The sequence below is a fragment of the Lyngbya confervoides BDU141951 genome (assembly GCF_000817775.3).
GTDB lineage: Bacteria > Cyanobacteriota > Cyanobacteriia > Thermosynechococcales > Thermosynechococcaceae > Lyngbya > Lyngbya confervoides.
This window is the reverse complement of record NZ_JTHE03000005.1, coordinates 14,545-37,268: the sequence shown is the minus strand read 5'-3', so window position 1 is coordinate 37,268 and position 22,724 is coordinate 14,545. Positions and strand designations below refer to the sequence as shown.

24 protein-coding genes are annotated in these 22,724 nt (G+C 54.5%); 12 read left to right on the top strand and 12 right to left on the bottom strand.

Going from position 1 to position 22,724, the window contains the following annotated elements; all coding sequences use genetic code 11:
- Nucleotides 1-17: 17 nt before the first annotated feature.
- The 9 genes from QQ91_RS00830 to mnmA all read left to right on the top strand — a co-directional run bounded on the left by QQ91_RS00830 (nt 18) and on the right by mnmA (nt 7,945).
- Nucleotides 18-794 carry a PspA/IM30 family protein gene (locus QQ91_RS00830; protein ID WP_166278800.1) on the top strand — a complete coding sequence of 259 codons (777 nt, stop codon included), beginning with the start codon at nt 18-20 and terminating at the stop codon, nt 792-794.
- A 9-nt stretch (nt 795-803) separates the two neighbouring features.
- Entirely contained in the window at nt 804-1,973 is a 1,170-nt protein-coding gene (locus tag QQ91_RS00825) for an LL-diaminopimelate aminotransferase (RefSeq protein ID WP_166278957.1), read from the top strand.
- A 51-nt stretch (nt 1,974-2,024) separates the two neighbouring features.
- Complete coding sequence (locus QQ91_RS00820) at nt 2,025-2,594, top strand: alpha/beta hydrolase (RefSeq protein ID WP_166278797.1); 570 nt, start codon at nt 2,025-2,027, stop codon at nt 2,592-2,594.
- 120 nt (nt 2,595-2,714) lie between these two features.
- Nucleotides 2,715-3,449, top strand: coding sequence for a 2-phosphosulfolactate phosphatase family protein (locus QQ91_RS00815; RefSeq protein WP_166278794.1), 735 nt, complete (start codon nt 2,715-2,717; stop codon nt 3,447-3,449).
- A 33-nt stretch (nt 3,450-3,482) separates the two neighbouring features.
- Nucleotides 3,483-4,133, top strand: a complete 651-nt coding sequence (locus QQ91_RS00810) for a histidine phosphatase family protein (protein ID WP_166278791.1) — start codon at nt 3,483-3,485, stop codon at nt 4,131-4,133.
- A 216-nt stretch (nt 4,134-4,349) separates the two neighbouring features.
- Nucleotides 4,350-5,522, top strand: a complete 1,173-nt coding sequence (moeB, locus tag QQ91_RS00805; RefSeq protein WP_166278788.1) for a molybdopterin-synthase adenylyltransferase MoeB — start codon at nt 4,350-4,352, stop codon at nt 5,520-5,522.
- Nucleotides 5,523-5,590: 68 nt separating this feature from the next.
- Nucleotides 5,591-5,986: a glycine cleavage system protein GcvH gene (gene gcvH / locus QQ91_RS00800; protein WP_166278785.1), complete on the top strand. Its 396-nt coding sequence runs from the start codon at nt 5,591-5,593 to the stop codon at nt 5,984-5,986.
- A 209-nt stretch (nt 5,987-6,195) separates the two neighbouring features.
- Nucleotides 6,196-6,498, top strand: coding sequence for a DUF3155 domain-containing protein (locus tag QQ91_RS00795; protein ID WP_166278782.1), 303 nt, complete (start codon nt 6,196-6,198; stop codon nt 6,496-6,498).
- 373 nt (nt 6,499-6,871) lie between these two features.
- Nucleotides 6,872-7,945, top strand: a complete 1,074-nt coding sequence (mnmA, locus tag QQ91_RS00790; protein WP_166278779.1) for a tRNA 2-thiouridine(34) synthase MnmA — start codon at nt 6,872-6,874, stop codon at nt 7,943-7,945.
- Between the two features lie 25 nt (nt 7,946-7,970).
- On the opposite strand, the gene QQ91_RS00785 is transcribed toward mnmA, so the two are convergent.
- From QQ91_RS00785 to QQ91_RS00735, 11 genes are all read right to left on the bottom strand, one after another.
- Nucleotides 7,971-8,705, bottom strand: coding sequence for a GDSL-type esterase/lipase family protein (locus QQ91_RS00785; protein ID WP_201277255.1), 735 nt, complete (start codon nt 8,703-8,705; stop codon nt 7,971-7,973).
- Between the two features lie 53 nt (nt 8,706-8,758).
- A complete protein-coding gene (gene proB, locus QQ91_RS00780; protein WP_166278776.1) occupies nt 8,759-9,871 on the bottom strand; it encodes a glutamate 5-kinase in 1,113 nt (370 codons plus the stop codon).
- Nucleotides 9,872-10,317: 446 nt separating this feature from the next.
- On the bottom strand, nt 10,318-10,869 hold the full coding sequence (locus QQ91_RS00775; RefSeq protein ID WP_166278773.1) for a YqeG family HAD IIIA-type phosphatase: 552 nt from the start codon (nt 10,867-10,869) through the stop codon (nt 10,318-10,320).
- Between the two features lie 24 nt (nt 10,870-10,893).
- Nucleotides 10,894-12,039: an endolytic transglycosylase MltG gene (gene mltG / locus QQ91_RS00770; RefSeq protein WP_166278770.1), complete on the bottom strand. Its 1,146-nt coding sequence runs from the start codon at nt 12,037-12,039 to the stop codon at nt 10,894-10,896.
- 56 nt (nt 12,040-12,095) lie between these two features.
- Nucleotides 12,096-12,650, bottom strand: coding sequence for a DUF3727 domain-containing protein (locus QQ91_RS00765; protein WP_166278767.1), 555 nt, complete (start codon nt 12,648-12,650; stop codon nt 12,096-12,098).
- Between the two features lie 63 nt (nt 12,651-12,713).
- The gene (ruvX, locus tag QQ91_RS00760; RefSeq protein ID WP_166278764.1) at nt 12,714-13,181 is read right to left on the bottom strand and encodes a Holliday junction resolvase RuvX; all 468 of its coding nucleotides are present in this window, start codon (nt 13,179-13,181) and stop codon (nt 12,714-12,716) included.
- Nucleotides 13,178-14,065, bottom strand: a complete 888-nt coding sequence (locus QQ91_RS00755; protein ID WP_166278761.1) for a PhzF family protein — start codon at nt 14,063-14,065, stop codon at nt 13,178-13,180. Before QQ91_RS00755 ends, ruvX begins: the two co-directional genes overlap by 4 nt.
- A 17-nt stretch (nt 14,066-14,082) precedes the next feature.
- On the bottom strand, nt 14,083-15,195 hold the full coding sequence (locus tag QQ91_RS00750; RefSeq protein WP_166278758.1) for a GNAT family N-acetyltransferase: 1,113 nt from the start codon (nt 15,193-15,195) through the stop codon (nt 14,083-14,085).
- Between the two features lie 115 nt (nt 15,196-15,310).
- A complete protein-coding gene (locus QQ91_RS00745) occupies nt 15,311-15,559 on the bottom strand; it encodes a Ycf34 family protein (RefSeq protein WP_166278755.1) in 249 nt (82 codons plus the stop codon).
- A 342-nt stretch (nt 15,560-15,901) separates the two neighbouring features.
- Nucleotides 15,902-17,113 (bottom strand): dihydroorotase, encoded by a 1,212-nt coding sequence (locus QQ91_RS00740; protein ID WP_166278752.1) that lies wholly within the window; start codon nt 17,111-17,113, stop codon nt 15,902-15,904.
- Between the two features lie 6 nt (nt 17,114-17,119).
- Nucleotides 17,120-18,478: a histidine phosphatase family protein gene (locus QQ91_RS00735; protein WP_201277261.1), complete on the bottom strand. Its 1,359-nt coding sequence runs from the start codon at nt 18,476-18,478 to the stop codon at nt 17,120-17,122.
- Between the two features lie 209 nt (nt 18,479-18,687).
- Between QQ91_RS00735 and QQ91_RS00730 the strand changes: the two genes are divergently transcribed.
- Nucleotides 18,688-20,220 (top strand): CPBP family intramembrane glutamic endopeptidase, encoded by a 1,533-nt coding sequence (locus QQ91_RS00730; RefSeq protein ID WP_166278749.1) that lies wholly within the window; start codon nt 18,688-18,690, stop codon nt 20,218-20,220.
- A gap of 15 nt (nt 20,221-20,235) precedes the next feature.
- Here QQ91_RS00730 and QQ91_RS21565 read toward each other — a convergent pair whose 3' ends face one another.
- Entirely contained in the window at nt 20,236-20,370 is a 135-nt protein-coding gene (locus QQ91_RS21565; RefSeq protein WP_284707149.1) for a hypothetical protein, read from the bottom strand.
- Between the two features lie 288 nt (nt 20,371-20,658).
- On the opposite strand from QQ91_RS21565, the gene QQ91_RS00725 reads away from it, so the two are divergent.
- Nucleotides 20,659-22,170, top strand: a complete 1,512-nt coding sequence (locus tag QQ91_RS00725) for a UbiD family decarboxylase (protein ID WP_166278746.1) — start codon at nt 20,659-20,661, stop codon at nt 22,168-22,170.
- 110 nt (nt 22,171-22,280) lie between these two features.
- Nucleotides 22,281-22,712: a hypothetical protein gene (locus tag QQ91_RS00720; RefSeq protein WP_166278743.1), complete on the top strand. Its 432-nt coding sequence runs from the start codon at nt 22,281-22,283 to the stop codon at nt 22,710-22,712.
- Nucleotides 22,713-22,724: the final 12 nt, after the last annotated feature.

The following is a 22,724-nucleotide window of genomic DNA, read 5'->3' as shown; positions in this document are numbered from 1 at the left end:
GTAGGAAGAGCCAAGTCATGGGATTATTCGACCGAGTTAGTCGCCTCGTGCGCTCCAACGTCAACGCAGCCATCAGCAACGCAGAGGATCCAGAAAAGATTCTTGAGCAAACTGTTCTAGATATGCAGGAGGACTTGGTCCAGTTTCGCCAGGCCGTGGCCCAGGCGATCGCATCCCAGAAGCGGCTTGAGCAGCAGTATAACCAGGCCCAAAACCAAGCCAGTGAATGGTATCGCCGCGCCCAGATGGCCCTCCAAAAGGGAGATGAAACCCTAGCTCGCGAGGCCTTAACTCGACGGCAATCCTTTACCGAGACCGCCACCAGCTTAAAAAACCAGCTGGACAACTCCGTATCTCAGGTGGCCAAACTCAAGCGCAATATGACGGCCCTTGAGAGCAAATTGGCCGAAGCGAAGACCAAAAAAGAAATGCTGAAGGCTCGTGCCCGTGCTGCCAAGGCCAATGAGCAGCTCAATCGTACCCTGGGGTCGGTGGATACCGCCAGCGCTATGGGAGCCTTTGATCGAATGGAGGATAAGGTCCTGCAAATGGAGGCCCAGTCCGAAGCGGTCATGGAGCTCTCCAGCGACTCCCTGGAAAGTCAGTTTGCCATGCTTGAAATGGGCAGCGGCGTGGATTCCGAATTGGAAATGATGAAGGCCCAACTGGCGGGGACCGATCCAAATGCGGCGGCCCTGCCGGCCGGAGAAACTCCAGTGCAGGTTTCAGAACCTGAAAAGGCCCCGGTGGATGCGGAGCTAGAGCAACTGCGGGCGCAGCTTGACGAATCGTAGGCCTTGATGATTCAGCTTGCTGAACGGTTAAAGCCCCTACGCCGCAATGTATTTGCGGATATGGATGAAGCCAAGGCCCTTGCCCGCGCCCAGGGGAAAGATCTGATTGATTTATCACTGGGATCTTCAGATCTAGCGGCTTCAGACGCGATTGTTGATGAAATTTCCCGCTCGCTCCAGGATAAAAGCACCCACGGCTATCTGCTGTTCCAGGGCACCCGCGACTTTCGCGAAACTGTGGCGCAGTGGTACCAACAGCGGTATGGATTGTCAGTGGATCCAGAGACGGAAGTTCTGCCCCTGATCGGATCCCAAGAGGGAACGGCCCATCTTCCTCTGGCGATTCTTAACCCCGGCGACTATGCCCTTTTGCTAGACCCTGGCTATCCCTCCCATGCCGGGGGGGTCTACCTGGCCAACGGTCGTCTGTATGGGATGCCACTTCGGCTAGAAAATCACTTTTTACCGGACTTTTCCACGATTCCACCCGATATCTTGGGGAAAGCCCGTTTGATGATCCTCAGCTATCCCCACAATCCCACCACCGCCACTGCAAGCTTGGAATTCTTTCAAAGGGCCGTTCAGTTTTGCCAGGAGCACCATCTTGTCCTAGCCCATGATTTTCCCTACGCAGATCTGGTCTTTTCCCACCAGCCGGCGCCCTCTATCCTGCAGGCCGATCGCGATCGCACCTGCTCCATTGAATTTTTTACATTATCCAAATCCTATAGTATGGGCGGCTTCCGGATAGGATATGCCATCGGCAATCCAGACCTCATTGCAGCACTTCGCCGCATCAAAGCCGTGGTGGACTTCAATCAGTACCGCGGGATTTTAAATGGGGCCCAGGTTGCTCTTCAGCAAGGCCAAAGTGCCGTTGAGCCAATTGTGCAGTGCTTTCGGCAGCGCCAGATCTACTTTCTCAAGGCTCTGGCACAGATGGGGTGGATGGTGAGGCCGCCTGCAGCCACCATGTATATCTGGGCAGCGCTTCCTCCCGAATGGTCCCATAACTCCTTGGGCTTTAGCCAGGCCTTGGTCGCCCAGACTGGAGTCGCCGTCTCGCCCGGTGCAGGGTTTGGGGCCCATGGAGAAGGATATATTCGGTTTGCCTTGGTCCACGATGAAGCCATTCTAGGGCAGGCAGTTGACCGGATTAGAACCTTCCTGCATACTTGAGGTGTCCTTGGGACTTCAGCCCTGGGCCTTCTGATTAGGGTAATTATCGTTATGACTTTGATTCGTCGCCTTAGCCTGCCCCTGGTAAGTATGGGGGCTCTGATTGGGGTTTTCATCGGGGGGCTACAGGCCCAAGCAGCCGAGAAAGTTACGCTCAAGTATGGTCCCTTCTACCGTTCAGTTTCCGTGGCTGAGCTGAAGGACTATGCCTCCAGTGGCAAAACCAGCGGGAGTCTGACCTCCCTCCTGGGGGTTGTGGGTTCTGATCAGCGTCAATCCCTGCTGGGACTTCTCAACACGACCTTGCCCTATGATGTTCTCCAGGTCGACCGTTTGCTGCGATCCCCCTTGGGCGAACAACTCCTCAAGGACATGGCTGCTGCCACCATTTTGCCGGGTGCGGAGGGAACGGAGGCCTTGGCACTGCGAAGCGCTGCGGTTACGGCGGCGGCAGCAGATAAGCAGCTGAGTTTTGTCACCCTTTTGGAAAAGTACCCGGTGCCCACCTTAACCGTTGATTTGCCCCTTCTGATGCAGGTTCTGAAGTCTAACCCAGCGCTGGGCGCTTTGATTAAGGCCCCCGCAGGGGGCGCAGCCCCAAATCCCCAGACCGCACAATAGCCTGCTTCTAGCTGGCGAAGCGACGTTTGACTGGGGCAGGGGCGCAACAGCCGTTCCCTAACTTTGAAGATCAGCTGCGTTGCTGATCTTTCTTTGTTTTTTCATTGGTTTGACCTTTCTATGAAGCTGTTTGTCTATCAAACGCCCGAGTCTGTTCCGCAGGGGGACCTGCCCGACTGTGCAATTGCCGTTGATGTTCTTAGAGCCACCACCACAATTGCCACCGCCCTTGATGCGGGCGCTGAGGCAATTCAGGCCTTCAGTGATTTAGACGCACTCATGGAGGCGAGCCTTCATTGGGAGGCTCCCAAGCGGATTCGCATTGGGGAACGAGGCGGCAAAAAAGTAGCGGGCTTTGACCTGGGGAACTCCCCCATTGACTGCTGCCCTGAACGGGTCCAAGGAAAACGAATTTTCATGAGTACCACCAACGGCACTCGCGCCCTTGCCAGTATTCAGAACGCCCCGACTGTAATAACCGCAGCGTTTTTGAATCGCGCCCGTGTGGTGCAGCACCTCCTAGAGACCCAACCGAGTACGGTTTGGATTGTGGGATCTGGGTGGGAAGGCGCCTTTTCTCTGGAAGATACCACCTGTGCTGGGGCGATCGCCCTCCATGTCATTGAAAAGCTGCAAGTGCCCCTGGAATCCTGCGCCGGCAATGACGAAACCTTTGCAGCTATTGCCCTCTACCAGCAGTATGATCAGGATTTATTGTGCATGGCCAAGCGATCGAGCCATGGTCAGCGCATGCTCGGGCTCAATCTTTTACCCGACATCGAATACTGTATGAAGCAAGACACCCTCAACGTGTTGCCCATGCAGTCCGAACCCGGAGTGTTGGTCAGGGCTTGAGGGGGCAAAGCTTCCCCCTCCACTTCTAACACCATGAAGATTCTCCTGGTGCGCCATGCTGAGTCCTTGGGAAACCTCCGCGGTGAGATTCAAGGTCAGCAAGAGAGTCCGCTTTCTGAAACTGGCCAGCAGCAGGCCCAACAGCTTGCTCAGTATTTGCAGCATCAGATCTGGTCTCCCACCCATATTTACACCAGTCCTCTACAGCGCGCTCGACAGACTGCAGAAATTTTAGCCCTCGGTCGTCCCCTGCTCCTTGAGTCGACATTGATGGAAATCCACAACGGCATCCTTGAGGGCCTGACCTGGACAGAGGCTCAGCTTCAATATCCTCAGCTCTGTGAGCAGTTGCTGGCCTCCTCTGATCCCCTCAGGATTCCAGGGGCAGAAAGCCTTCAGGCTGTAGCCAAGCGATCGCGGCAATTTTGGGACAAGCTTGGGGCCCGACACAGCGACGACGACCGGCTTTGGATCATCTCCCACGGCGGTCTTCTGCAATACTTGATTCAAGTCCTTCTAGGTTGTTCCGCCGTTTGGGGGCTCACAATCCTACCCACGGCCTTATTTGAATTTGATTGCCCCGCTGCGGCGAGGGGGTCCCGTCATCCTTACAATCCAACGACGCAAGTTATCCGCCGTTTTAACGAGCGTCCCCATCTGCTTCTGTCTGCTGCGCTTCCGTAATCCCAATCCCCATGCCCAGCAGTCCTGCGGATCACTCCAGCCACAAAGGACCAACCTTTTCGGTAAGATATGAGACTACGGGAAGGTTGGAACCTTCTTGAGGAAGGGATCGGCAACCGATTTTTTCCCTAATAGCTCGGGTTCTCTCTCCCACAGTTTGCAGAGCAACCTTTAGACGATTCATTAGCCGCAGCGCTCCGCAAAGGACGATCAACCATGCTCAATCCGAATCTCGATCAGATTCAGCTGACCAAAGACGACTACGAACGCTATTCTCGGCACCTGATACTGCCAGAGGTGGGCGTGAGCGGACAAAAACGCCTGAAGGCTGCCAGCGTCCTCTGTGTGGGCACCGGTGGTCTGGGATCTCCCCTATTGCTTTATCTTGCCGCTGCTGGCGTGGGGCGCATCGGTATTGTGGATTTTGATGTGGTGGATCATTCTAATCTCCAGCGTCAAATCATTCACGGCACCTCCTGGGTCGGCAAACCTAAAATTACATCCGCAAAGCATCGTATTTTAGAGATCAATCCCTTTTGTGAGGTTGACCTTTACGAAACGGCCCTCAGCTCTGAAAATGCGCTAGACATCGCCCGGCCCTACGATATGGTCATTGATGGAACGGATAACTTCCCGACTCGTTACCTGGTCAACGATGTATGTGTGCTCCTCAACAAGCCCAATGTCTACGGCTCAATTTTTCGGTTTGAGGGCCAAGCCACGGTCTTTAATTATGAGGGAGGTCCCAACTATCGCGATCTCTATCCTGAACCCCCTCCCCCTGGATTAGTGCCCTCCTGCGCCGAAGGTGGCGTGCTGGGGATTCTCCCAGGTATTATTGGCGTGATTCAAGCCACAGAAGCCATTAAAATCATCTTGGGGCAAGGGACAACCCTCAGTGGTCGTCTGCTGCTCTTTAACGCCCTGGAGATGAAATTTAGGGAGCTGAAGCTTCGGCCCAACCCAGAGCGACCGGTGATTGAAAAGCTCATTGATTACCAAGAGTTTTGCGGCATTCCCCAGGCCCAAGCGTCAGACCAACAGCAACAGCAAGATATGGAAGAAATTACGGTTCAAGAACTCAAGACCCTTTTAGACCAGCAGCCGGACGACTACGTGCTCATTGATGTCCGCAACCCCAATGAGTATGAAATTGCCCAAATTCCCGGATCCGTTTTAATTCCGCTCTCGGAGATTGAGAGTGGTGAAGGCATCCAAAAAGTTCGGAATCTCCTGGGCGATCAGACCCTTATTGCCCACTGCAAAATGGGCGGACGATCGGCCAAAGCCTTGGGTATTTTGTCCCAGGCCGGCATTCCAGGGATTAACGTCAAAGGCGGTATTCATGCCTGGAGCCAAGAGATTGATCCATCCGTTCCGCAGTATTAACTTTGCTGTAGATCCCCGCGATCGCCCACCTTATCCACCGATTTCATCAGACCTTCGACAGAACTTTTATGAGCTTTGAATATCCCAACCATCTCCAGTACCTGGACTCCCACGAATACGTCAACCTGGACGGAGAGATAGCCACGCTAGGCATCACAGCCTTCGCGGTGGATCAACTAGGTGATATTGTCTTTGTTGAGCTTCCGGAGGTGGGAGAGTCCATCACCCAAGGGGAAGCCTTCGGGAATGTGGAATCCGTTAAGGCCGTGGAAGAACTCATGGCCCCAGTCTCAGGAACGGTTACCGAGGTCAATACGGCCGTCCTGGACAGCCCCGAAGTTCTGGCGGACTCTCCCTATGACACGGGATGGCTCTTAAAGGTCCAGCTCGCGGCTCCCTTAACCAACATGAGTCATTTACTGTCTGCGGCGGCTTACCGCCAACAGGTTGAGGGAGAAGCGTGACGAAACTTCGCAATGTCCTGTGCCCCGAACCTAAAAACGTTTCATATCTTTACAAACCAAAGGCCTAGATCCCTCGTCCCTCCGTACCCTTGTCAAGAATCCTTGGCAAAAGGTTAAGGAATGTTGAAATTTTTTTTGTAAAAAGCTATACTGAATCGCAATTTGGTAGCGAACTTTACGCCTGTTCATGCTATAGGGAGGTACAAAGGTTGGCAAGGAGAAGGAAGCGCAAGAGTCGTCGTCGCCTTGAGGGGCGCAGAATTTTAGAATCTGTTCCCCAGTTCAGTATCGAAAGCGGGGAAGATAAACCCGTGACAGCGGCCCGTAAGTACATCAAAGCGGAGAACATACACCCTCCGGCGTTGTTGCTTGTTAAACGCAACGAGCATACAACGGACCGATACTTCTGGGCTGAAAAGGGTCTTTTTGGTGCCCAGTATGTAGAGGAAAATCACTTTTTGTTTCCCAGCTTACGGGTTAACGTGGAGGAAGAGATTCCCCTTCCAGTCTAGGCTCCTGTAAAATACCCAGCATCGTTTTACCCAAGGATGTAAATTGCCCTAAAACGTAAAATTGATGCCTTGCAGAGGCTTTTTGTTCTAAGGACTTGCGGTACCCACCGAAGATCTGGGCAGGAGCCAGTGCCGAGTTTCTTGCTTTACCCCTAAGGCAAAGCGGAAACATTGAAAAAATTTCAAAGTTTGAACAAAGTGAAAGCTTAGTTTTTGGGTCCATTCCGTAGGCCGAAAAGCTAAGCTTTTTTATAGGCAGTTCCGCGCTTGTTTGCAGTGGAGGCCCGCCGCCGTGAGATGCCGTAGTGGCGATCCATCGCTGGCTCTGCAGAGGGGCGCTAGGATATTGACATCAGCAAGGAACAGTAGATCGATGGGACAGGGAGAAAGCAAGCGAGAACGGGTTGTCGTCGGCCTGTCGGGTGGCGTAGATAGCTCGGTCACGGCCGTCCTCCTTCAGCAGCAGGGCTATGAAGTCATTGGCTTAACCCTCTGGTTGATGAAAGGGAAAGGGCAATGTTGCTCAGAGGGATTGGTGGATGCAGCTCAGCTTTGTGAAACCCTGGGTATTGAGCATCAGGTCGTCGATACCCGTGAACGCTTCCAAAAATATATTGTTGATTACCTAGTCTCAGGCTATGAACAGGGAATTACGCCGCTTCCCTGTTCGCAGTGTAATCGAGCCGTCAAGTTTGGTCCCATGGTTGAGCTGGCCCGTCATGACTTCAAGGCCAGCAAAATTGCCACGGGGCACTATGCCCGCGTTCATTTTGATCCCCACAGGGGTCGCTACCAGCTTCGCCGGGCCATCGATCGCCAAAAGGATCAGTCCTATTTTCTCTATGATCTGACCCAGGATCTCCTTGCCGCCACCCTTTTTCCCCTGGGCGAGCAAACCAAGGCCGAGACCCGTCGTATTGCAGCGCAGTATCATCTCCATACTGCTGATAAACCGGAAAGTCAGGACCTGTGCCTGATTGAGGCCCACGGATCCATGCAGTCCTTTTTAGATCAGCATATTCCAGCCAAGCCAGGGGAGATTGTGGACCTGGAGGGGACTGTGCTCGGCCAACATCAAGGCATCCATCGATACACCATCGGCCAGCGAAAAGGCTTAGGCATTGCGGCCCAGAAGCCTCTTTATGTGGTGGCGCTCAATGTCCAGGAAAACCGGGTGGTCGTGGGCGATCGCGACAGCATTACCCTCACAAGCTGCTGGGTACAGCGCGTTAACTGGGTGTCTGTTGCCCCACCCCAAACTCCCATTCAGGCCGAAGTTCAGCTCCGGTATCGCGCCCAACCTGTTCCAGCCACGGTGGTGCCCCTTGCCGCAGATCGCGCCCAACTCCTGTTTGCAGATCCTCAAGCCGGGGTAACGCCTGGGCAGGCAGCGGTTTGGTATCAGGAGGATAGAGTCCTGGGGGGAGGCGTGCTAGAGTCTGGGTGATCCCAGAGTCCAGGTTTACAGAGGGTTATCCAAGAGTCGTGTTATGGCTGGTCAGCGTACCGTGGAAACAGCGTTCGAGCGCTGGCCAGTGCACAATATCCTGATAGAGATGGAGATAGCCCCTGGAATTGGGATGCAGTCCATCATCACAGAGCTGTTGGACCAGCCAATCTGCCCCCCGCTGTCGCCAGATTTCAAACACATCCAGGTAGGGAACTTGCCGCTCTTGACAGGCGAGGCGTGTGGCTTCTTTGTAGAGATACTGATCTTCCTGGGTCAGGAAAAATGCATCCATGAACGGCATTTGTCGTTCGTCCACCGGGACCATGCCCACAAACAAGACCTGGGCCAGCTGACAGGCCTGATCCAGCAAAGTTCCGAGATGACCTTGAAAGGCCTCAAAGGGGGTTCTGTGACGCCCGCGAGAATGTCCTAAGCGAGCTGAATCATTTACGCCAAAGGAAAAAATCAGGGTTTGGGGAGGACGATGACGCAGTTCTCCCCGCTGTTGAAACTCAAATTCAAAACGATGGTGAATCTGAGCGATGGTGTCCCCGCGCACCCCTAAGTTATAGAGGACAGGTGCTGACGGAGTGCTGGACATCCAGTCTCGCTTGAGACGATCAACCCATCCGCCGCCCACAGGATCGCCATAGCCATAGGTGAGGCTATCTCCAATGGCAACGACCTTGGGTGGGGGAGGCCCCATTACGGTTGCCGATCCTGTGGGTCCTAGGTGCAGGGCAAGCACATCACTCATTAGTTCGCAGTCTTCTAAGCCGGGGAGTCACGCAGTTTTAATATTTTTTAACTTTAGCGGAGAAGCACCAAATTGTCGCGGTGGATCACCGTATCGGTATCGGCATAGCCCAGAATTTGGGCAATCTTTTCAGACCGCTGCCCTCGAATCTGGTGAAGCTCTTGACTGCTGTAATTCACCAGGCCCCGAGCCACCTCTTGATCTTGGGCATCACAGATCTGAACAGCTTGCTGAGCCTGAAAGTTCCCGCTAATGGTGAGGATGCCAGCGGGCAAGAGCGATCGCCCCAACTGCGTAATGGCTCGAATCGCACCATCGTCTAGGACTAGCTTGCCAGCAGGCACAAGGGTGTGGGCAATCCAGTGCTTGCGGGCATTAATGGGGGTCGGATGGGCGGCAAACTGAGTGCCAATTGCTTCACCCGCCACAATCTTCAGCAGATTTTGAGGCGATCGCCCGTGGGTGATCACGGTGCGAACCCCCGCTGAGGTAGCGATATCAGCGGCCAAGATCTTGGTGGCCATACCGCCGGTCCCCCATCGCGAACCGGGGTCATGGGTTTGGACATTGGTGATGGCCAACTGTGCCAGGGATTCTACCAGGTGAATGGGCTGAGCCTCAGGGTCAGTTTTAGGATTGGCAGAATAGAGATACTCGACATCGGTGAGAATGCAGAGCCAGTTAGCCTGCACCAGACTCGCCACTAACGCTGAGAGTCTATCGTTATCGCCAAACTTGAGTTCATCCACCGCCACCGTATCGTTTTCGTTCACGATGGGCACAATATTCAACTTCAGCAATTCATTCAGGGTGTTGGATGCGTTGATAAATCGATAGCGATCCATTAAATCACCGCGCGTGAGCAGGATTTGGGCAATCGGCTGCTGCAGGGAGGAAAAAAAATCATCATAAATGCGCATCAATCGTCCCTGACCCACGGCAGCGATCGCCTGCTTGAGAGCCATGGATTGGGGACGCTCAGCCAAGGCAAGCCGAGCACAGCCAATCCCCACGGCCCCTGAGGTCACGAGAATGACCCGATGTCCAGCCTGGCGAAGCTGACAGAGGGTTTCCACCAGCCCTGCGATGGTGGTCAGCGATAGCTGACCTGTCTGAGGCTGAGTTAAACAGGTGGTGCCAACTTTTACAACAATAATCTGACCCATCGCAAATCTAACCCGTGGCAAACCCTGACAAAAAAGAACGCGCTAAAAACAAAGCATAAAGTCGTACATCTTACCACAGCCCCCGCGAGGACTGAGGTGTCCCCTGAAACCCTGAAACAATAAAACAAGGGCATGGTCCTACATCGATTTCTCCCTCTTTGTTCCTGCCCGATCCGACTCATGCCAAGGTCCATCGCGGCTTTGCCATCGGGGATGCTCAGCCAAAAACATCAGGTCAGCTCTACGCAGAGGGCTGACCTGATGTTGAAAAATTGATTGAATTTTATGGTCGAGAACCTTTATTAAGCTGGCTCTGATTTATCTCTCCCTATAATGGACCCCCTTGACTGAAACCTTAACAGACCTAATGTTTTCTTTAGATTTTGCAGACTCTATTGAGATAAGTTGCGCTACTTGTAGTTTTGTAACTACATGGATTGCCCCTCCTAGGGCGATGAAGGCTGCTGGACCTTGTTGGAAATTGAGGCCCCGAGGCGTCTTGACAACCAAATTTCAAAGGCTCGCAGCAAACCAGTTTTGGTAACGCTAACCTGCGGGGGGTGAATGGGGTCCACCAAAATACTCAACATGCCGAGGCGGTTTCCCGCTAAGACGTCTGTAAATAGGCGATCGCCCACCATCGCGACTTGATGGGGCTGCAGATCCATTTGGACTAAGGCCTTGCGCAAGCTGCGCCGGGAGGGCTTCCCAGCCCCGAAATAGTAAGGCACCTCCAAACGCTTGGCGACCCGCCGGATGCGGCTATGCTTTAAGTTATTGCTCACCAAGGCAATGCGGACCAAGGGTTTAATCTCTTGAATCCATTGCGCTACGTCCGGTGAAACATCTTGGGTCCGGGTTGAGACGATGGTATCGTCCACATCAAAAATCATCCCCTGCACTTGATACTGCTGGATTAGCTGGGGCGTAATGCTTAAAACAGACCCAGGCAGATAAAGATCAGGCTCCAGCAGCTGAATCCAATTTTGGGGAACCATAACTTCTGTGAAGATAGAGAAAACTTAGGATTTTGGGTCAAATTTATCTCGAATTTTAGCTTGAGCCCTTTCATGTTCAGCGAGGGTCTTGCTAAACACATGCGTTCCGTCATAGCGGGCAACAAAGTAGAGGTACTCCGTTTGCGCGGGATTGAGGGAAACCTCTAAGCTGGCCAGCCCAGGAGAGGCAATGGGCGTGGGAGTCAAGCCTGGGTTGATGTAGGTGTTGTAGGGAGAGGGTGTGCGGACTTGGGCCAGGGTTAGGGGATTTTCGGGCGTTTGCGTCACGCCCAAACCATATTCCACCGTAGGATCGGACCCTAAGGTCATGCCGATCTCCAGGCGGTTTTTAAAGACTCCAGCAATAATCGGCCGTTCTTGGGGCACCACAGACTCTTTTTCCACGATGCTGGCAAAGGTAACCCACTCTTGCAGGGTGAGCGACGGGGGGGGGCTGGCGGCTTCGTAAAGAGGAAGTGCCGTGGTTTCAAAGCGTTTGAGCATAGTTGCCAGTACCGCCTCTGGGGTGCGACTGTCCACTGGAACTTGATAGGTATCGGGAAATAAAAATCCCTCCAGGGATTCTAGCTGCGGCGGAAGCCACTGGGGAGGGTTGGCCAAAATCTGCTCCGCAACAGCCCTAAATTCGTCCTGGGAAAACCAGCCCTGGGCTTCAAAATATTGAGCCATCTGGCGCATACTCCAACCCTCTGGGATGGTAAAAACGGCCTCCTTGACCCGTCCCTCCCAAATCGTTTCGGCTAAATTCGGCAACGGATCTCCAGGAGACAGTTCATAGGTGCCAGCTTGAAACCCCCCCGGTCGATTCGTGAGGCCAGCCCACCGGGTCCAGATTTTCCAGGCCAGCAATGAGTGAATTAAATTTTTATCCTGGAGGATTTGCCCAACCTCGTTGGCAGAGGTCCCTGACGGAATTTGCACCTGGATGTTGGCAGCCTCCGCACGACTTGCCCCCTGCACCAAAACGGGTCGCGTTTGCGATCGCCACCAGGCCTGACTGCAGCCGTAGGCTCCCCCCAGCAGCACCGTCAGGCCTAGAACCGGTGCCCAAATTCTCCTCGACGAAGGCTTGCGGGGCCGTCGGGGCTGAAGAGACTGGGAGCGGGGGGACCGTTTCGATTTAGGGTTTGGCTGAAGGTTGCGAGTCATAACGTCAAAATCTATGGTAGGAAAGCGAAACAGTTCCGTCAGGGTTTTCGACTCAATTAGGCTTCGTCATCGAGAAGATGCTCTTCGAAGTAGGGCAGAAGTTTGGGCTGAAGGAGCTTAAATTCCTCTGGCTTCAACAGTTCAGGTTCGTTGTGCTCATTCAAACGCACGATAAATAAAACCGGATCGATGGGTGTATAGGCGGCATATTCCTGTTCCTCGTGAAAAAAGGTTGCCAGGAGCTGATACTCATCTTGTTCATCATTTTCATTGAAATCTTCCGCCTCTATGGCCAAAATCTGCTCCTCATCCACCTCAGGCAATTCGCCTTCCACCGTTAGCGAGAGGGCAGATCGCTTAAGCTTCAAGTTTTGCTCGGCGAGGACAGCCTGAGCCGTGGCAAAAATCTCGCTGAGTTCAGCTTCCTCAATGGGCATCAAAATTTCTTCCTCATCTCCGTTCTCAACCCAGGCAAAAATATCCACCGGATAGTCCACAGGACTCAATAGAGCATATCGTTCACCATCGAGATCCACCGCGGCCTCCACATAACAATTCAGTAGATGCCCCGTCTCGTCGGTTAGGGTCAGAATTTCCCCTTCCATATCCATAGCGATCAGCGCTCCTCGTTGATGTACCGTCCAGTCGTAGGGGTCGAGAGTTCCCTAGGCCTTCTATGAGAAGTTGTTCTCCAAATCATGAGACATTCTCGCATGAGAAGTTGAATCCTGTCGTTTTTGATCTAACCACTGCTGCAAGATCAAAGCGGCCGCCTTGCGATCAATGATGCCGCTCTCTCGATTCACTCGCTTACTCTGCTGATAAACCAGCTGTTTGGCTTCGTAAGAGGTCAGTCGCTCATCGACATACTCCAAAGGCAAAGCCACCGCCTCTGCAATTCGGCGGGCTAGTTTTTGAACCCGGCGGGCTTGGTACCCGATTTTGCCATCCATCGTATAGGGCAGCCCTACAACCAGGAGGGTGACGTCTCGATCTTGAATAATTTGTTTGAGCTGCTGCATATCTGCCTCAAAGGATCGCCGGTGAATCGTGGTGATTCCTGTGGCCAGCAGCCCAAGGCGATCGCAGCCGGAAACGCCAATGCGTCTCTCCCCTAGATCTAGTCCCAGCGCCGATATCAAAGCTCAAACTCTCCTCGCAAAATCGTAACCGCCTGCCCTCCGAGACGGGGCTTTTGATTGCTTAAATCCAGGTGAATCCGTCCAGATCGCCCCAGACTGTCGCCCTGCTCCAGGATCAGATGGTCCTCCATTACCTGATGACAAGCCCTCAGATGTAGCCCCAAGGGACCACTGACCGAACCCGTCACCGGATCTTCTAAGATGCCAGACTGGGGCGCGAAGAAACGCAAATGGGCCGCGTGGGCCGGATCCAGAGTTTGGGGGGTATAGCAGCAAAAGCCACGCCATTGATGGCGATCGCCCAGTTGATGCAGTTCTTTAAAGTCTGGATCTAAGCTTTGCAGCATCGCTAAGGATTCCACCTGCACCAGCACATCCTGATTAAGGCTCTCGATCACTCCCCTTTTGAGCTGTCTTGGATCTAACCTCAGGCCAGCGGCAACCTGCGCCAGGATGGTGGGCTCCAGGGTCTGGAAATCACAGGAGGGAAGCGAGAGCCAAATCCAGGCGCGATCGGACTGGGTAAAATCCACAAAGGCCGAGAGAATCCCGCTGAGGGTCTCTAGATAAAGCACCTGGTTGGTGCCTTTTTTGAGATTAAACCAGCCCAGTTCACACAGCACCTGAATTGTCGCCAAGGTCGCATGGCCACAGAGAGAGACTTCTTGGGTTGGCGTAAACCAGCGCAGACGAAAATCAGCGTCTTGGCTTTGAGCAGGCTCCACAAAGGCTGTTTCAGAGCAGTTCACTTCACGGGCAATGAGCTGCTTTTGATCGTCACTGAGGCCAGCCGCGGTGGGGATGACCACCGCGGGATTGCCGCAGAAGGGCTGGGTCGTGAAGGCATTGACCCAGTAGGCTGACAACTTCAGAATCTCCGTCATCGCTTCATCTCGGTCGGCTACTGGCGTATCCAGGTTTCTTTCATCCGCCCCGGAATCGGCGTTTGTTTAGGCTGAAGTCCCTGGAGCACCTCCGCAAGGGGCAGGGTTTCCAGGGCATTCCAGCGCGTTTCGCGCAATTTATGCCAAACCGATCGCGACATCATAATAGAGTGACCCACACGCTCTGCCTCAATTTGCCCCAGATAGTCCTCTCGCTCCGACTGGTAATCGGTTGAGGTCAGATGCAGCGGCATCGGGTCAACGGTCTGCGTAAGCCCCGCCATGTGGGACAGCAGCTCAGGATAGAGCCAGGTATAGGCAGGATGAACCGTCATTTGACCAATATGGGGAACTGATCCGTCGCGACACAGGCAGAGTTCAAAATGTCCAATGGCCACCTTGCGCTGGGGCTCAAAAATATAGCCGCGCAGATTTTTCTGGGAACTCCAGGTTTGCTGCAGCTTTTCCCACAACCCTGACAATAAATCCTGCGTAAAGTCCTGAACGCGCCGATCAAGCACCTGTCGCACAAAGGGAGGCATGGCCACAGTGTCGAGCTGATATAAAAGTGCAGAGTCTGCGTTATTGATGGAAATCAGATTGGGCAGGGCAACGGGCTTTTGCGCCAGCTGCTGGAGTTGATCGGTTCTCAGGGACCAATGGGTGGCATGGGCCAAGGGCTGAAATCCATTTTGGCGATACAGGCCTATGCGCTGACTGTAGTTCACATCCAGCTCCACCAGCCAGGTGTGGGCTTCATAGAGCGATCGCAGGCAGTGTTGCAGCAGCTCGCTCCCCAGATCTATCAAGCTTTGAGACTCCGCCACTGCCAGGGCATTCACCTTCCAAGTGGTGCGCGCCTGATTGCAGGGCATCACCTGAATGACGCCCAGGATGGATTTCAAACCCTGAGCCACAAAGGTTTGGGCAGGAGACTGCAGTCCCAGAGGAAAGACATTGACCAGCTGCTCTGGCCGCTGAAAGAGATCTTGGGTTTTCCCAGGGCGCGAAAGCAAGGTGGAGATCCAGGGAAGATGCTCTGCCTCAGTGAGCAGCGTATTCACTGCCTCAATATCTCGATACTGAATGGCGCGAATGACCACGTCTGGTTTAGTTTGGGCAGATATCATACCGCTGTAGCCCTCAGTGCAGGATCAAGCGCAGTCGAAAGGCAGTCAAAGTAAAGACCCTGTCTGAGGATATTGTACACACACCTGTTACCCAACTGGACAAAGACCTCCGCGGCTAGGTCGGTACAGCTTCGCCGGGTCTGAGCCTGGCCCACTTACCAGGAGACTCTACGAAGCTCGCACAGCCCACCACATCCCATTCCATTTCAATTTCTAAATCCGCGTTGCGAATATTGACATTAATAGTGGGATCAATAGGCTCAAAATGAGGGTCTTGGGTGAGATGAGGCTGCTGATGCTGATGTTCCACCGCGTGGTAAGTGACACATTGGTCTACATAGTCGCAGTTCACGCAAATACACATGGCGCTGCCCCAAACAGAGGGTGATACTACTGTCAACGACCGGATACTCACTGCTCCACAACAGGACAGCGCCTTCCCCCTTCATCGGGAACTGCCGTCAGAATCAGAGCTGTGGAAGTCTTAAGCTGCCTCCCAAGGTCAGGGACGCTCTGGCTGCTAAACTTCACCCGTGCTGTTGTTCGGGCAGGTGCCTAGCTTTTGCATCTGGTATTGACGTTGAAGATGAGTCAATTATTACACCTCTGACAATTCCTCGCCAACCCTATGCATGGTGTGAGCGGTGGTCAAACCCCTGTAGGTGCGGGATGGATCACTCGTCTGGCCCTCTTTTCCCAGGGCCAGCTAAGGGGTTCGCCCTTGCCAATTTGCCCACACCTGGCGAACTTGCCCCAGGGGTTCAGCCCCTGGCTCGAACAGAATCATTTCTGCCGGTTGTCCCACCTCCAGCCGGGGAGGCGCTTGCTGAAGACAGCGAGCCGGCTGTTGACTCAGCGATCGCCACAGAACTGCGGGGGACCAGCGATCGCTGGCCACAAAAGCCTGCCATAGAGCTGCAAAGGCTTGACCGAGGCCGGGACATCCAGGCGGAGCCTGAGCAAAGGGAACCGTTTTCTCCTCGTAGGTATAGACATGGTGATCCACCGCAACGGCATCAAGGAGCCCCGAGGCAACCGCCTCAATCAATGCGGCCTGATCCGCAGGATTGCCCAGGGGGGGATCTAACCGCAGCATGGGATCATAGTGAACCAAGGCCTCACAATTTTTCAGTAAATGCATCCAGGTGGTACTGGCAGTGACGGGCAGGCCACGGGCCTTCGCCTGGGCAATCAAATCAAGGCTGCGTGCAGTGGAAATCCGCATGAGATGCACTGGCGTTGACTCTGGAGAAAGGCACTCCAGCAAGGCTGCAAGCGGTGCGGTTTCAGCCGCCAGGGGCAAGCTGGGAAGCCCAAAGCGTAGGGCTTGCACACTTTCCCGAATCACCCCGCCTTGGGCCAAGGCTAGATCGCAGGGCCACAGCGCCACCGGACAGTGCCAACCTTGGGTATAGTCCAACAGGCGGCGCATGATCTGAGCATCCGCCAGCGGTTGACCGTCGCTCAACCCGGTAATCCCACTGCCCCACAGCTCTTGCAACTCCGTTAATGCCTGGCCCGCCAACTCCTGGGTAATAGCTCCCCAGGTCCTCACCTGAAGGGGACTGGTGGCAGGAACGCTCTTTAAAAGTTGCTGAACAGCCCCCGGAGTGGTCAGGGGGGGGTGGGTTTGGGGCAATAAATTAAGGCGCGTAAACCCACCCGATAGGGCAGTCTCCAGAAGTTGGGCTAAGGTCTCCCGATGTTCATAACCGGGCTCACCACAGGTGCTATAGAGATCCACCAGTCCCGGCCCCAAAATCAAATCCCGGCAGTCGCGACTCTCCGTCCCCGCTGGAACCTCCTGCAGGGAATCTGCAATTGCCGTGATCACCCCCTCTTGGATCAAAACGTCTGCAACCCGATCTATCCTCTGTTCGGGGTCAATGAGACGAACCTGTTGCAGCAACTCGGTCATGGGTGTTTACAAGGCCCCGGCAGCAGTTTGATCTAAAATGCCACCATCGAGGTGAGTGGTAATATTCATGGCCTGAAGGGTTGGGCGACCATCGGCGGCAAAATCAATGACGCTAACAGCACCGTTTCCCTGCTTAAAGTTCCAGAACTTAGCCGCACTAGCGCCCACCGTGTGGCAGAGAATCACCTTATTCACCGCGTCATGGGCCACAACCATACCGGTGGGCATGGCCTGTTGATCCCGCTGGGCGAGGGCTTCCTGAACGATTTCATCCCAAGCCGCAACCGTTCGATCCCAAACCTGCTGTAAATTTTCTCCTGCAGGCATCTGAACTTGTTCTGGTTGGGTGCGCCAGCGTTCTAATTCACCAGGGTAGGCCTCCTCAATTTCAGCCTCTAGACGCCCTTCCCAGGTCCCGTGACTGATTTCACAGAGCCGATCATTCAACGCTAGGCTGATCTGAGGATGATGGGCCAAAATTAATTCCGCCGTCAATTTGGGGCGTTGCATGGGACTGCTCACCGCAAAGTCTAGGGGCAGACCTTTTAGGAACGCCGCTGCCTGCCGCCCCTGCCGTTTCCCGTTTTCATTGAGGGGAATATCTCGCTGACCCTGGAAACGTCCTTGGCGGTTCCAGTCCGTTTCACCGTGACGTACCAGGAGTAAGCGCAGTGCGCCGTAGCCAGGACGGGGCTTGGGTACGGGTAAATCTAGGTGAGAGGTTAAATTCAAGGCCTCCAGTTGCGCGCTGGCAAGGGTGCCATCGGGGAAGTTCAGGACGCTAATGTTACAATTCGCTTGCTGCAGCATTTGATAGCGATCGGGAGCCAGCCCCAGCGCGGTGCAGAGCAAGGCTCGATTAATGCCGCTGTGACCCACAAGGAGGACGGTTTGGTGACGGTGACGCGGCAGCAGATCCTCCCAGACCTGGGCTGCCTGCCGAAACACTGCCTGCACAGGGTAGACGGTGGCAACCTCAGAGCCTTGCTTGACTTCCATTTTGAGTTCATGGGGCGCTTGATGCCATTGTCGATACAGGACGGGAAACTGCTGCTTCACCTCGCTAAACAGCATCCCTTCCCACCGGGGCAAGCCAATTTCAATTAAGTTGTCCAGGGTTTCAGGACTGGGCGACGGCATACCGTTGCTCAGCCTGTCCCAAATCCTTTGCATCGTTTGCTGCGCCCGCTGTAGAGGACTGCAGTAAAGGGCATCGAAGGCTAAGCCCTTGAGCGCCTCGCCCACCCGCTGGGCATCCGCAATTCCCCTATCCGTCAGCAGAGACTGATCGAGATGTCCCTGTACTCGCCGTTCTACATTGAAGCTGCTTTCGCCATGGCGAACCAGAATTACTCGCGTACCCAGGGGACTATCCTCCGCAATGTGTCATTGACTTTACGTTTATCTTTCTCTGCTGATGCAGAACTTTCTTAAAGTTGACAGAAGGCGATGGGCAGGTCAAGTGCTTCCCGATCAATCCTCCAGATTCATTACCCCAGGCTCATCTCAGGTTAGAGTGAGGGGTGGTTTATTTTGACTAGTGATATGGACAGAACAGGAGTCCCAAACCAGTGATGACCGCTAAGCGCGTTGGGCTATTCTTCTTGAGTCTTTGGGTGACGTTTTTGATTGGGGCGGCACTTTACGGGAGTTGGAAACAGCCCCAAACCCAGGGCCAGTTGAGCCTATATCAAACGGACCTGGTCTTAGAGGCAACAGCCTGGCACCCGCCATCATCGGATCAGGTTGAGCTGAAAATTCAGCTTTTAGGCAAGGACCCGCTGCAGCAGGCCTATAAGCAATATCAAATGGTGCGTGACTCTATCCAAAAAAGTCTACCGAGCGAAGCGGCGGAGGCGGATCCTCGCCAGACTCCGACCGATCCCCCCGGCCTGCGATCGCAAGATCTGCTGGATCGACTCTCGATTCGCCTGGGCATCCTGGCCGCAGTGCGCCACGACCAGATCGCGGCGCGCCAGGCTTGGCAGACCGTGCGAGATGCGCCCTACACCTCCGAAGTTCACCGCCAAAATCTGGCTCTGGTGGAGAGCCTTGAACAAACTTGGCAATCGCCCAGTTCCCTGTCCGCAGCGGCAGAACCGCTGCTGCGCCAGGCCCTGTCCGGCTGGTTTCGAGATCAAACCCTGCAGCAACTGTTTGAGCAGACTGATCAGCCTGAGGCCTTGGCAGCCCTGCAGCGCGATCGCCAGACTCGGGGCGAAGCGGCCCTGTGGCGGCTGGGACTCGTGGTGGGGACGCCCGCCCTTGGCAGCCTCCTAGGCCTAGCTTTGCTGGTGGGCTGGAGCCTGCAACAATACCGCCGCAAATTCCAAGGGGATCCTTCCCCCGCCGACTCCCCCAACCAGGCCCAGGCGGAGACCTCTGCCCTTGGCGTGGCGGTTCCCTGGGACCTAGATACCGTATGGACCACCATGCTGATTTGGTTCTTTGCCTTTTTCGCAGTGAGTCTTGCCGTTCCCGTGGGGATTCAGGCCTTGGCTGGTTTGGCCACGACGGCTACGGCACGCGGTCAAGCGCTCCTGGCTCTGGCCAACTACAGTGGCCTGATGCTGGTGGGACTAGGCATCATTATCTACGCAACCCGTCCCTACATTGGCTCCTTCTTCCAGTGGCTACCGCTGACTGTGCAGGGGCGATGGATCCTGTGGGGCGTGGGGGGATATTTTGCGGCTCTTCCCCTAGTGCTACTCATTTCCCTGATCAACCGTCAACTGCTCAGCGACCAGGGCGGTGGCAATCCACTGTTAGAAATTATTTTACAAAGTAACGATGGCTGGACCTGGCTTGTGTTGCTGGGAATGGTGTCTGTCCTGGCACCGGCCTTTGAGGAGATGGTATTTCGCGGCTTCGTCCTCACCTCCCTCAGCCGATTTTTTCCTGCCTGGGGTGCGGTGGGCCTCAGCGCAGCACTTTTCGCGATCGCTCACCTGAACGTTGCAGATTTTCTCCCACTTCTGGTGCTGGGCACTGTGCTGGGTACGATTTATATTCAGTCTCGAAATCTGGCTGCGTCCATTTTGCTGCACAGCCTTTGGAATGGTGCTTCTTTACTGTCTCTTCTGTTTCTCGGAAACGGTTCCGCCTAACCCTAAAAAATCAGCCTAGATCTTAGAGGTGGAAGATTGCTTCGAGGCTGCGGGTGATTTGGGCAGTCCATCTGCCATAAACAGAAAACATCCCAAAACACAGGCCCCGCACCAAAAGCCAAGGGTGGCAACAATCAACGGTTCAATCATGACGAACTCCTTTCTAATCGGACGACAGAGCCCTGTGCGGCACAGGCTGCCCTTGTTTTAGCATTCCCTGAAGAAAAATTTGTGGGCGGCCCCAGAGCGTTCTTTGTAAATCTTAACAAAAGATTCTCTCTTTGGACATAGATATTCACAATCGTGTCCAGCGTTTTCCATCTATTACACCTGGGCTAGGGGGACACACGCCTCACCCGGAGAGGGGCGCTTGCCCCCCAATCTGGCGCAGTCCTCCATAATAGACAGTGACTTTCCCATCTAAAAACTCCAACAGTCATGGCCAGAGACCTGCGCGGATTTATTGCTCTCCTGGAAGATAGGGGACAACTACGGCGAATTTCGGCGCCCGTGGATCCAGATTTAGAAATTGCCGAAATTGCCAACCGGCTCCTGAGTTGGGGGGGGCCTGGGTTGTTATTTGAAAACGTCAAAGGCTGCGACTATCCGGTGGCGGTTAACTTGATGGGTACGGTGGAACGCATTTGCTGGGCCATGAACATGGATCAGCCCCAGGATCTAGAGCGTCTGGGCGAAAAACTAGCACAGCTTCAACAGCCCAAGCCTCCTAAAAAGATCTCCCAAGCGGTGGACTTTGGGAAAATCCTCTTTGATGTGGTCAAGGCCAAGCCCGGAAAAGCCTTTCTGCCTGCCTGCCAGCAGGTGATGGTCCGGGAAGCGGACTTGAATTTACATCGAATTCCCATGATTCGTCCCTACCCCCAAGACGCCGGCAAAATCATTACCCTGGGGCTGGTCATTACGAAGGATTGTGAAACCGGCACCCCCAACGTGGGAGTTTATCGACTCCAGCTCCAGTCTCACACCACCATGACGGTGCATTGGCTGTCGGTGCGGGGGGGGGCCCGCCACCTGCGTAAAGCGGCCGAGCAGGGGAAAAAGCTGGAGGTGGCCGTCGCGCTCGGCGTGGATCCCCTGATCATCATGGCGGCAGCCACCCCCATTCCGGTGGATCTGTCCGAATGGCTCTTTGCAGGTCTTTACGGTGGGTCAGGGGTGGCGCTCACCCGGTGCAAGACCCTGGATCTGGAGGTGCCCGCCGATGCGGAGTTTGTGCTGGAAGGAACCATCACGCCCGGTGAGGTGCTGCCCGATGGCCCCTTTGGCGATCACATGGGCTACTACGGGGGGGTTGAGGATTCTCCGTTGGTGCGCTTCCACTGCATGACCCACCGCAAGAATCCCGTCTATCTGACGACCTTTAGCGGTCGCCCCCCTAAGGAGGAGGCGATGATGGCGATCGCGCTTAACCGTATCTACACCCCAATTTTGCGCCAGCAGGTTTCAGAAATTGTCGATTTCTTCTTGCCCATGGAGGCTCTGAGCTACAAGGCGGCCATCATTTCAATTGATAAAGCCTACCCCGGCCAGGCTCGCCGGGCGGCCCTGGCCTTCTGGAGTGCTCTCCCCCAATTCACCTATACAAAGTTTGTGATTGTGGTCGATAAGGCCATTAATATTCGAGATCCTCGACAGGTGGTCTGGGCTATTTCCTCTAAGGTTGACCCCGTGCGGGATGTGTTTATCTTGCCGGAGACACCCTTTGACACCCTCGACTTTGCCAGTGAAAAAATTGGCCTAGGTGGACGGATGGGGATTGATGCCACCACGAAAATCCCTCCAGAAACCGACCATGACTGGGGCAAGCCGCTAGAGTCTGACCCCGCGATGGCCCAGCAAGTGCAGCAGCGTTGGGCCGAGTACGGACTCGCCGATTTGCACAGGCCCCAGGAGGGCATCGATCCCAATCTCTTTGGATATGACGTGTAGCAAAACTTTACAAAACTCTCCGGTTTTATTAACTTTCTTTGCTTAACCTTGGAGGTTTTCGGAAAAATTCCTGAAGCTTTAGAAATGGTTATGAACAATTTTTGATCGCGATGGCTTCAGCATTTTCCTTGGCTCCTCGGTATCGTTTGGATGATGAGTCTCCCTGGCTACGGGGTATTGATCCGCTTCGGCAGTATCACATTCAGGTCAATGGCGATCGCCAAACCCTAGATGTGATTCCTGGTTTACGGGTTTCGACGGCGGAGCTAAAACTGACCCTGGGCCAGGTGCGGTCCTTAGCCCCAGGTGAAGCCTTAAGAATTCCGGTGGGGCTGGAGTCATGGCTTGATATCCATTGCGTCTCCGACAACTGCTATGGGCTAGCCAGCAATCTCCAAGGAGCGCCGGTATGGCACTTATTGGATGCTGAAGCCTTGGAATCCCTGCTGATGACCGCTCATCCCGACTGGCAGAGCAACATGACCACCTTGGATCTGGGTCGTCAGCAAATTTTTCAGCCCCGACAGCCGGCTGCTGTCTAGGTCCGCAGGGAG

Coding starts and splice junctions, on each gene's coding strand:
- proB (WP_166278776.1), bottom strand. CDS start 9,871: ATGGGTCAGATTATTGTTGTAAAAGTTGGCACCACCTGTTTAACTCAG.
- QQ91_RS00810 (WP_166278791.1), top strand. CDS start 3,483: ATGAAGATTCTCCTGGTGCGCCATGCTGAGTCCTTGGGAAACCTCCGC.
- QQ91_RS00775 (WP_166278773.1), bottom strand. CDS start 10,869: ATGGTTCCCCAAAATTGGATTCAGCTGCTGGAGCCTGATCTTTATCTG.
- QQ91_RS00820 (WP_166278797.1), top strand. CDS start 2,025: ATGACTTTGATTCGTCGCCTTAGCCTGCCCCTGGTAAGTATGGGGGCT.
- QQ91_RS00755 (WP_166278761.1), bottom strand. CDS start 14,065: ATGACGGAGATTCTGAAGTTGTCAGCCTACTGGGTCAATGCCTTCACG.
- QQ91_RS00750 (WP_166278758.1), bottom strand. CDS start 15,195: ATGATATCTGCCCAAACTAAACCAGACGTGGTCATTCGCGCCATTCAG.
- QQ91_RS00740 (WP_166278752.1), bottom strand. CDS start 17,113: ATGACCGAGTTGCTGCAACAGGTTCGTCTCATTGACCCCGAACAGAGG.
- QQ91_RS00725 (WP_166278746.1), top strand. CDS start 20,659: ATGGCCAGAGACCTGCGCGGATTTATTGCTCTCCTGGAAGATAGGGGA.
- moeB (WP_166278788.1), top strand. CDS start 4,350: ATGCTCAATCCGAATCTCGATCAGATTCAGCTGACCAAAGACGACTAC.
- gcvH (WP_166278785.1), top strand. CDS start 5,591: ATGAGCTTTGAATATCCCAACCATCTCCAGTACCTGGACTCCCACGAA.
- mnmA (WP_166278779.1), top strand. CDS start 6,872: ATGGGACAGGGAGAAAGCAAGCGAGAACGGGTTGTCGTCGGCCTGTCG.
- QQ91_RS00830 (WP_166278800.1), top strand. CDS start 18: ATGGGATTATTCGACCGAGTTAGTCGCCTCGTGCGCTCCAACGTCAAC.
- QQ91_RS00720 (WP_166278743.1), top strand. CDS start 22,281: ATGGCTTCAGCATTTTCCTTGGCTCCTCGGTATCGTTTGGATGATGAG.
- QQ91_RS00815 (WP_166278794.1), top strand. CDS start 2,715: ATGAAGCTGTTTGTCTATCAAACGCCCGAGTCTGTTCCGCAGGGGGAC.
- QQ91_RS21565 (WP_284707149.1), bottom strand. CDS start 20,370: ATGATTGAACCGTTGATTGTTGCCACCCTTGGCTTTTGGTGCGGGGCC.
- QQ91_RS00730 (WP_166278749.1), top strand. CDS start 18,688: ATGACCGCTAAGCGCGTTGGGCTATTCTTCTTGAGTCTTTGGGTGACG.
- mltG (WP_166278770.1), bottom strand. CDS start 12,039: ATGACTCGCAACCTTCAGCCAAACCCTAAATCGAAACGGTCCCCCCGC.
- QQ91_RS00745 (WP_166278755.1), bottom strand. CDS start 15,559: ATGTGTATTTGCGTGAACTGCGACTATGTAGACCAATGTGTCACTTAC.
- QQ91_RS00765 (WP_166278767.1), bottom strand. CDS start 12,650: ATGGATATGGAAGGGGAAATTCTGACCCTAACCGACGAGACGGGGCAT.
- QQ91_RS00785 (WP_201277255.1), bottom strand. CDS start 8,705: ATGAGTGATGTGCTTGCCCTGCACCTAGGACCCACAGGATCGGCAACC.